The 7,788-nt window shown below is 52.8% G+C and carries 8 protein-coding genes; 4 read left to right on the plus strand and 4 right to left on the minus strand.

Annotated elements, in window-relative coordinates; translation table 11 throughout:
• The 4 genes from VMJ32_17225 to VMJ32_17240 form a co-directional block, all read right to left on the minus strand.
• Positions 1-1,360: DUF3854 domain-containing protein (locus tag VMJ32_17225; GenBank protein HTQ40767.1), on the minus strand; the 1,360-nt coding region annotated here is incomplete at its 3' end.
• A 144-nt stretch (positions 1,361-1,504) separates the two neighbouring features.
• Positions 1,505-1,798, minus strand: a complete 294-nt coding sequence (locus VMJ32_17230) for a DUF1580 domain-containing protein (GenBank protein ID HTQ40768.1) — start codon at positions 1,796-1,798, stop codon at positions 1,505-1,507.
• A 379-nt stretch (positions 1,799-2,177) separates the two neighbouring features.
• Positions 2,178-2,927, minus strand: coding sequence for a hypothetical protein (locus VMJ32_17235; GenBank protein HTQ40769.1), 750 nt, complete (start codon positions 2,925-2,927; stop codon positions 2,178-2,180).
• Between the two features lie 231 nt (positions 2,928-3,158).
• A complete protein-coding gene (locus VMJ32_17240) occupies positions 3,159-4,457 on the minus strand; it encodes a hypothetical protein (GenBank protein ID HTQ40770.1) in 1,299 nt (432 codons plus the stop codon).
• A gap of 390 nt (positions 4,458-4,847) precedes the next feature.
• Between VMJ32_17240 and VMJ32_17245 the strand changes: the two genes are divergently transcribed.
• The 4 genes from VMJ32_17245 (at position 4,848) to VMJ32_17260 (ending at position 7,648) form a co-directional block, all read left to right on the plus strand.
• Positions 4,848-6,038, plus strand: coding sequence for a nucleotidyltransferase (locus VMJ32_17245; GenBank protein HTQ40771.1), 1,191 nt, complete (start codon positions 4,848-4,850; stop codon positions 6,036-6,038).
• A gap of 10 nt (positions 6,039-6,048) precedes the next feature.
• Positions 6,049-6,504: a hypothetical protein gene (locus VMJ32_17250; protein ID HTQ40772.1), complete on the plus strand. Its 456-nt coding sequence runs from the start codon at positions 6,049-6,051 to the stop codon at positions 6,502-6,504.
• Between the two features lie 8 nt (positions 6,505-6,512).
• Positions 6,513-6,749, plus strand: coding sequence for a hypothetical protein (locus VMJ32_17255; protein HTQ40773.1), 237 nt, complete (start codon positions 6,513-6,515; stop codon positions 6,747-6,749).
• 230 nt (positions 6,750-6,979) lie between these two features.
• Positions 6,980-7,648: an SOS response-associated peptidase gene (locus tag VMJ32_17260; protein HTQ40774.1), complete on the plus strand. Its 669-nt coding sequence runs from the start codon at positions 6,980-6,982 to the stop codon at positions 7,646-7,648.
• Positions 7,649-7,788 lie beyond the last annotated feature (140 nt).

Here is a 7,788-nt window from a genome sequence, read left to right on the forward strand (position 1 = left end):
CCTTGCCACTTCGCTTGGGGCCGATCAGCAGCAACATCTTTTGCTGCCGGGTGTCGCATGTCAGGCAATACCCGAACCACTCTTGCAGTGTATCAATGGATTGTGGATCGTCGAGCCATAATTGCTGTAGAAATGCCAGCCAGCCATCGGGCCGCGCGGCGTCGATGCGAAAATCATACTCCAATGCTACCGTGGAAAATAACCGCGGCGTCGGGTCGATGGCACAATCTTCGCCCCGTAGCAACGATGGCAAATGCACCAGCGCGTTTTTTGCGACCAGCAATTCGTCAGCCGGCCAATTGCGCGGCGGCTCTCCCTCTCCGATCCACGTGGGCGGTTCTACGTCGCTCGACAGCATTGCCTGCGCCTTCAATTGGTCCATTACGTTATTGGTTATGTGGCATGGTAGCCGGCAGTAGGTGTTGTTCAGCGATCGAATCAAATACGCGCGCGCTTCCCCAAACGGAATATCACAATAGCGTTGTTTGCGCCACGCGATGAATGAGCCGCGCCAATATCGCAATTTCGGAACACCGTCTGTAACGGATGCATCAAGAAACGCCTTTGCTTCGTCAGCGGGGTCGATTTCGCGGGCCGCGGCTTTCATTTCCGACGCGCTGATCGGCTCCGGCTCCTGCGATTCGTCCAATAGTTTTCGCAGTTCCACCGCGCTATGTGCGACGAGATAATCATCCAGCCCAACCTTAGCCGGTTTGCCCTCCGGTCCCTGCTGCCCGGCGGGCAAGCGCGCCACGCGAACAATCGCGCCGCGGTCGGAAAGATGTTTTGCCAGCCGCGATTCGGCGTCAACAACTTGGGGATTATCTGCAACGTCGCTGTCGAATACGATCCGCACTTGCCGGCCGCGCCAGTCGATTCGTTCCAGCGAGGGCAACATTCGCTCACTTTTGCCATCTTTCCAACCGTACACGCCAACCAACCCGATGCACGGGAATCCCTCTTGCGTGGCCTTGAGCGATTTTTTCTCGCCTTCCGTCAACAGCAATTCCGCATCGGGCCTATTGAGCACCTCGGCCACGCCCGGTGGAAGGTAGATTTCGTTCGCTCGTCCTATCGGCGATTCGTATTTGACTACTCTTTCGCCCTTCCGTCGCGGGTTGTCGGGCTTAATACGGCAGTATCCATTTTGCCCTTCTGCGCTGACGAACGGGAACACTAGTGCCGGGGCCATTCGCTTGGGCATTTTTCGCCTACCGAGAATCGCTTCCAATCGTTGAGGGTTGGCTACACTCTGGATGCCGGCAGCGACAATGATCGAATCGCTCAAGCCGCTTTTGCGCAGCTCGGCAAGATGATGGGGCAATATACCGGCTAACGTGGGAGTGCTTTCAGAGAACATGGGATACAATTTATTTGAGGTGTATAGCTTTTCCACGACGCGCACAGTGATTTGGCGTAGGGTGTATTTAATTGGAACGATGGATTCTTGAACCCAAGCGAAGGCAATAGCTTCCCGCCGGGAACCCGACTCACCCCCTGCGATTCATATTCCAGCCTTTTCCAAGTCCCGCTCGGCCTGTTTGATCGCCTTATCTCGTTGGTGCGGCGTGCGGATCGGTGGCGGCAACCCATCACGGGCAGCAGTGACAGCCGCGGAGAATTGAGATAGGGCTTCGCGGCTCGTGTAACGTCGACCTCCAACTACTGCGGTCTCCAGTTTGATGCCTTTAATGCCGCGGAGCCGCCAGCGGTGCAGGGTTGAAACGTGCACATTACCCGGCAACAGCCGGGCCGCGTCGGGGAATGTTAGCAATTGCTCTTGGGTAATGTCGATCATGGCGTTTCCTTTCAATCTGTAAGCAAACAATGGCAATAAACGGTGCATATAAATACTCTACTCTTCAAGCAAAAAAATCCCGATTGTCACGTTTGAGCAAAGAATCGGATTTGAGCGCACGTATAACTACATACAGATTCTCTACCGACAAGTCTGGCAAATACCGATTCCATGCGTCACTCGTAGATGTAGCGCGCACGTGCGATCAGATTTCCGCACGGCGATCTGCGCTTGAGGTGGAGGTAGTAACCTCTGCACGCCAGCCGCCAATTAGAGAAGTGCTCCAACCGGCATCTTGCTATGTGCCCGATACTGACAGACTACTTTTCTGACTGGGCAATGCGAGAGAGTTTGTTAGACTGTCGATAGAATGGGGAAGCTATGCTAAATGGCATTCAGGCACGCTGGCAACCATCGCCGCTACATCTTCATCCGACACCGTCGGCGTGCTAATTTGTGGAATCTTCACACGATCACGGACTGCAATGCGAAACTGCTCCACGCGCGGATCGTCGCCCCAGGTCTCATGCGCAATTACCACTAGCTGATCGACGAAATGCTGTAGTGTATACAAACTGATTTTATCTTTTGCATTCGCATTGACCGCAGCGGCACGATCAACAACTTTTGCCACTTGCATTAGCGCACTCGACATAATCGAGGCAACATCAATGACGTGTTGACGAGCCTCGATGTCGTCCGGCCTGGCATCAGCCACTTCACGTACGATGCTATATAATGCTACCGACTGCCCAGCAGCATCGCGCATCAAGGCCAATTCTTCAAATAGCTGTAGCTGTTCGTGTGGTGGCATTGCACATAGGTCACGAACCGCTTCACTTAATGTCGATTTTAGATAGCGTCGGTAGATAGGTGGCATTTTACGACCTTGCAGTACACTTATTCGACCATTGTAGATAGGCGTCGGCTTGTAGTTGTTACGACCCCTGCCGCGCGAACGACGGCCACCATGCCGATAGCAGTATTTGCTAAACCGACAGCGCCACCACTTGCAGCGCTCACCGGTGCGCTTGAGGATCGTCTGACATCGGTAGTGGTCTGGTGCGCGCCCACCATGTTGTTTGAAAAAACTATTGCGGCGATTCGCAGCAAGTTTTGCATCGGTCATTAAGCATATTCGTGTTTTTATCACTCGTCATTCTCGCCATCGCGCACATCGCGGCGTGCTAAGGGCTACTTCACCCACCATGCGCAGCGATTTACCAGCTTTCTTATCCACCAACCATTGCACTGCGCACGGAGCGCAATTACTAGTACTATACCGGCTTTGAGAAAATTACAGATTTTCAATGATTTGACATCGCAAGCGCTGATTTCCTTATGGAGCGCATGCTTTCAATCAATCAGTCAGCACCTTGAGTATTTCTTTGGTGCACTGTGCGCGAAGCAATGTGATTTGTCCGCTCAGACTTTCAAACTGTGCGTTGCGCTTTGTAATTATATCGCAGGCCGCTTGCCGAGCATCAATCGGTGATGCATTGTAAAGCCGGATAACCCCGTGGCCATGTGGTGAATCGCTGTAGCGCTGCACTAGATCGGAGTTGTCGATCGGTTTGTCAGAATGATCGTTTGCCATTTGTGCAGCATCCGCCGAATTGTTCAACAGTTTTAACAAAGCTTTGAAACAATCCGCATCGACTGTCGTCTGCTGCTTTGACAGGCCGGCAATTTTACTTTCGAATTCAGAAGCAATCTTTATGGCCTGCTTTTGTTTGTCGAGCGGTGCATCCTTGTAAGCCATGCCAGCCGGGCTCCCAATCTCCGAAATAACTCGTTCGATTCGATCCAATCCTTCGGCGTCGAATGGTGCCGTTTTCACACCCCCTTTACTGCCTCTCAAGTTCTTCGATTGATCCGCTTTCGGGGCCTGATTGGCCGCTCCATTCGCGATCTTGCCCTCGTCTGCCTTGTTGTTGTTAGTTGTAGTTTGCGAGGGTTCGTCTTGCTTAGTATTCGTTGCTTGCGCCCCAGCGTTGCCTTCTGTCGATACAGTCACGCCGTTGATGAACGCCCGCTGCGCAAGTACACTTTTACTATATTGCACATCGCCGTTACCGGTGACACCCGTGTCGATGAGTATGATGTAGGCCAAAGTTCGGCTGGCGAATTCCTTTGGCAGAGCAACTGTCTGCATATCAATTCGACCATGCGGCGCGCCTTCGGCGGCTGCAACACCATCAAATACCCGCACCGTTGATTTTTCGTTAATCGCGTTGACGTATTCGCCGTCATACCAATCGCGGATGTCTTCGCCTTCCTTTAGCCGTGAAGTGTGGGTCGTGCCATCGGAGCACACAAAGGTCAGAGAAACTGTGGTTGCCTCAGCAACACCTTGCGATGTGTTAATTAAGGTATCTACCGCGGTCGCACCGTAGATGTTGACCGGTAAAACCATCGTTTGCGTGCTTCGTATGCCAACGGTCGTGCCAACAGCCGCGTTCCATGAATTTTTGCCCATCTTAGGCAGAAGATCGAACGGAACACCTCCAAGAGTCTGCATTCCCTCCGGCATATTCGGGATGCGGTTGTTTAACTCATTTGCGACCTGTCCCAAACTGACAGTGACGTATTCGGTCTTCGCGGCGGTCACTTCGGTACAGACGAGAATTACAACCAACAAAACAGTGACCTGGCGCATTACAGTACCTCCGAAAGTTACACCAGAATCGGAATAAGTAGCCGTTATTTTGCGCCCCCACCCATCGGTTGTCAAAAGGTGGTGATAGAATGCGCCGATTCGAGCGCAGGCCTGACTATGGGAAGCGTTGCCACGATGCCCAAACGCAATCTATGCGAAGCGGGATAAGGTACAATCGAAATCGCCCCACGGAGAATCAAATGGCCTCACAACCACAGCCACAGCCTAAGCCGCAACCTAGACCGGATCACATTCAGCCGCCACGGCCCATTAAACCGTCGATGCCGCCGCGATAATTGGACTGCAAATAAGCTACCGGCGTTCGAGCCGGCGGCGCGGCCTAAAAGATAATTGACAGGCCCAGAGCTATAGTGTACTTATTTACACTATATGCCAATTGCCCATGCTGACGCCGATTGTTTTTACGTTTCCGCCGAACGGGTGCGGTATCCGCACTTGCACAAGCTGCCTGTAGGCGTGCTGAGCAATCAAGGCGCTTGCGTTATCGCCCGGAGCTACGAATTGAAACGCAAGGGAATCACGGTGGGAATGCCAATCTGGGAAGCCCGCCCGCTGTGTCCCCATGCTGTTTTTGTGAAACGGGATTTTGAATGGTATGAATGTTTGTCACGTCGGATGCTGGACGTGCTGCACACAGTCAGCCCCACCGTCGAATACTACAGCATTGACGAAATGTTTTTCGACGCCAGCGGTGTCGATCCACGGCCATTGCAGCAACAGATTCTCCGCGACGTTGGAATTCCGGTAACGATTGGCATTTCCAAAACACGCTCACTCGCCAAGCTGGCGTCCGACAATGCCAAACCATTCGGTTGCTGGACTGCTACCAGCAATGAACAGATAGCCGAGTTGCTAATTGATAGGTCGGTGGATGAAATTACGGGGATTGCACGCCGTAGCGCTCGCAAGCTAGAAGCCTACGGCATTAAAACTTGTGCCGACTTCGCCCATGCGGATCGGCGGTTGATCCGCCGGTTACTCACGAAAACGGGCGAAAGTTTATGGTGGGAATTGAACGGCAACCCCGTGACGGAAATCAGCACAACACGGCTACCGCATAAGGTTCTCTCCCGTGGCGGAAGTGTTGGCAAAGCAACTGCCGATCCTGGGCTGTGCGAATCGTGGATCGTTCGGAATGTAGAGCGGCTGATTGAGGCCCTGGACTTCCACCTAGTTTTCTGTGAGCAAATCGCCCTAGCCGTCGAATTCAAAGATGCCAGCGCTGCGGCCCTACGTGCCAGCCTTCCTTCGGCAACAGCAGATTATGGGCAAATCGTGACGGCCACGCTGCAAATGTGGGAACAAATGGGACGGGGCAAAACGCTGGCCTATATGCACGTTCTGGCAGAGCGGCTGTCCAGCCGCCGCTGCTTTCAACGTGGCCTATTCGACCAACCAACGGAGCAACAGCAACGGCTGGCCGATGCCAAGCGGCTAATCAATCAGCGGGTCGGACGGTTTACGTTGCGCAGCGCCGCCACGCTGCCGCTCACGCAACTGTATGGCGACCCGGCCAACAATTACGAAGTGTGCGACATTGCAGGAAAGACGTGTTTCTAGGTGACAAATTATGTGCCTTGGCATTGCCGTGCCGATCCACGAAATACCCGATGCGATGATTAAAAAACATCGCTTAGCGGATCGGTTTGCGCAACGTGACGTTGGCGCTGGGCGGGAGATTCAATTTCTCTACCGGAACATGCGACGCTTGCTCCCCGTGTATCTGGACAATCAGTTACGAATTTTAGAGTGGGGCAATCGCAACGGGAACAGTCCCTTGCCGGATACCGGGTGGTGCCATCGAGAGTGGATCGAATCGGGCCACTGGCAAGGTTTGCGTCCGCAACCAGCAATCATTGTGGCAGCGATGGCATTAGACCGTGGCTTGTGGTTTCAAATAAAAGAGGGCATAAAATGTGTTGTGGTTCGCAACCATGTTTACATGCTGACCGAACCCGCAACCCACTACTATCGAATAATGACACGATCTAACCGGATGCCCGTACTCATTGGGCAGACAATTTGAGGAATGCCATGAACACTTATAAACCTGACCACGAAGAGCTAAAACACGCACTGGGCGTCATTGGTAACGAGCTAGAGACGACGTATCTGAGTCGGGCAGCGCTAGACCGCTTGGTGGCGCTGGAGCTAATCAAAAACGATGATGGCCAGTGGCTTTTGACAGACAAAGGTATGGGATATTATTTGAAGCTTGAGCGGGGGCAAGAGATTCCAGGCTTGAGTGGAGTCTCCCGCAGGCATCCCTAGTTGGCTACAATAAGAGCATGAAACCAACACACGACGAACTACGCCAGGCTCTTGTTGGCGTCGGACTCGAACCCTGTGTCCTAGATGGTGTACGTCCCGAAGTGCTGGAGCACTTGGCAACGCTAGGGCTGATTCACTACGAATCAGGTGATTGGGTGCTAACTCCGGCTGGCGACAAGTTGATGCCAGCTTTGGAAGACGGCAATGAGATACCGCCGTTGATCTAACTCATGTGCGGCAGATTCACACTACGGGAACGATTGAACGACTTATTGCGCGAATTCGACGCCGAAGTTCGGGGCGAACCGTTTGAATTGTTTGAGCAATACAATATCTGCCCGACAAATCTAATCCCTGTGATTAGAGAAGATGAGAGCGGAGAAAATGAGCTACTGCGCATGCAATGGGGTTTTGTGCCATCGTGGGCGAAGGATGCTAAGTTTTGCCCAATCAACGCGGTGAGCGAAACCGTGGCCAGTAAGCCCATGTTCCGTTCGGCAATCAAAAAACGCCGCTGCTTAATCCCTGCCGACGGCTTCTACGAATGGAAGAAATTACCGAAGAAAACTAAAGGCGATGCGCCTTGGTATTTTCAGGTCAACGGTGGAAAGCCGTTCGCCTTCGCTGGTATCTGGGAGCGGTGGGGAGAGCTAGAATCCTGCGCGATTCTCACCACAACGCCCAATGAGTTAATGGCCCCGATCCATGATCGACTGCCCGTTATCTTGTCGCCCACTGATTACGATGCTTGGCTGGACCCCACAATGAACGATCCAGAGAAATTGACCTATCTCTATGAACCGTTTCCCGCTAGTGAAATGACGATGACGCGGGTTAGTGCCTACGTCAATAAGGTCGGCAACAAAGGACCGCAATGTTTAGAAGCGGTAGAGTCATAAGCGCAACAAAAATGTTCCGGTTTTTGGGCACGAAACGCTGCGTCGGAACCTGTGTGCGAAAGCTGCTTGACTAAAAAGCAAATAAGCAATACCAACGCGACGACGCCAAGTCCCATCAAGATGTAAACGAGAATTTCCAT

The organism is Pirellulales bacterium, assembly GCA_035499655.1.
Taxonomy (GTDB): Bacteria; Planctomycetota; Planctomycetia; order Pirellulales; family JADZDJ01; genus DATJYL01.

Excerpts from the sequence above, each read along its gene's own strand:
- VMJ32_17230 (HTQ40768.1), bottom strand. The coding sequence starts at position 1,798 with ATGATCGACATTACCCAAGAGCAATTGCTAACATTCCCCGACGCGGCC.
- VMJ32_17235 (HTQ40769.1), bottom strand. The coding sequence starts at position 2,927 with ATGACCGATGCAAAACTTGCTGCGAATCGCCGCAATAGTTTTTTCAAA.
- VMJ32_17240 (HTQ40770.1), bottom strand. The coding sequence starts at position 4,457 with ATGCGCCAGGTCACTGTTTTGTTGGTTGTAATTCTCGTCTGTACCGAA.
- VMJ32_17245 (HTQ40771.1), top strand. The coding sequence starts at position 4,848 with ATGCCAATTGCCCATGCTGACGCCGATTGTTTTTACGTTTCCGCCGAA.
- VMJ32_17250 (HTQ40772.1), top strand. The coding sequence starts at position 6,049 with ATGTGCCTTGGCATTGCCGTGCCGATCCACGAAATACCCGATGCGATG.
- VMJ32_17255 (HTQ40773.1), top strand. The coding sequence starts at position 6,513 with ATGAACACTTATAAACCTGACCACGAAGAGCTAAAACACGCACTGGGC.
- VMJ32_17260 (HTQ40774.1), top strand. The coding sequence starts at position 6,980 with ATGTGCGGCAGATTCACACTACGGGAACGATTGAACGACTTATTGCGC.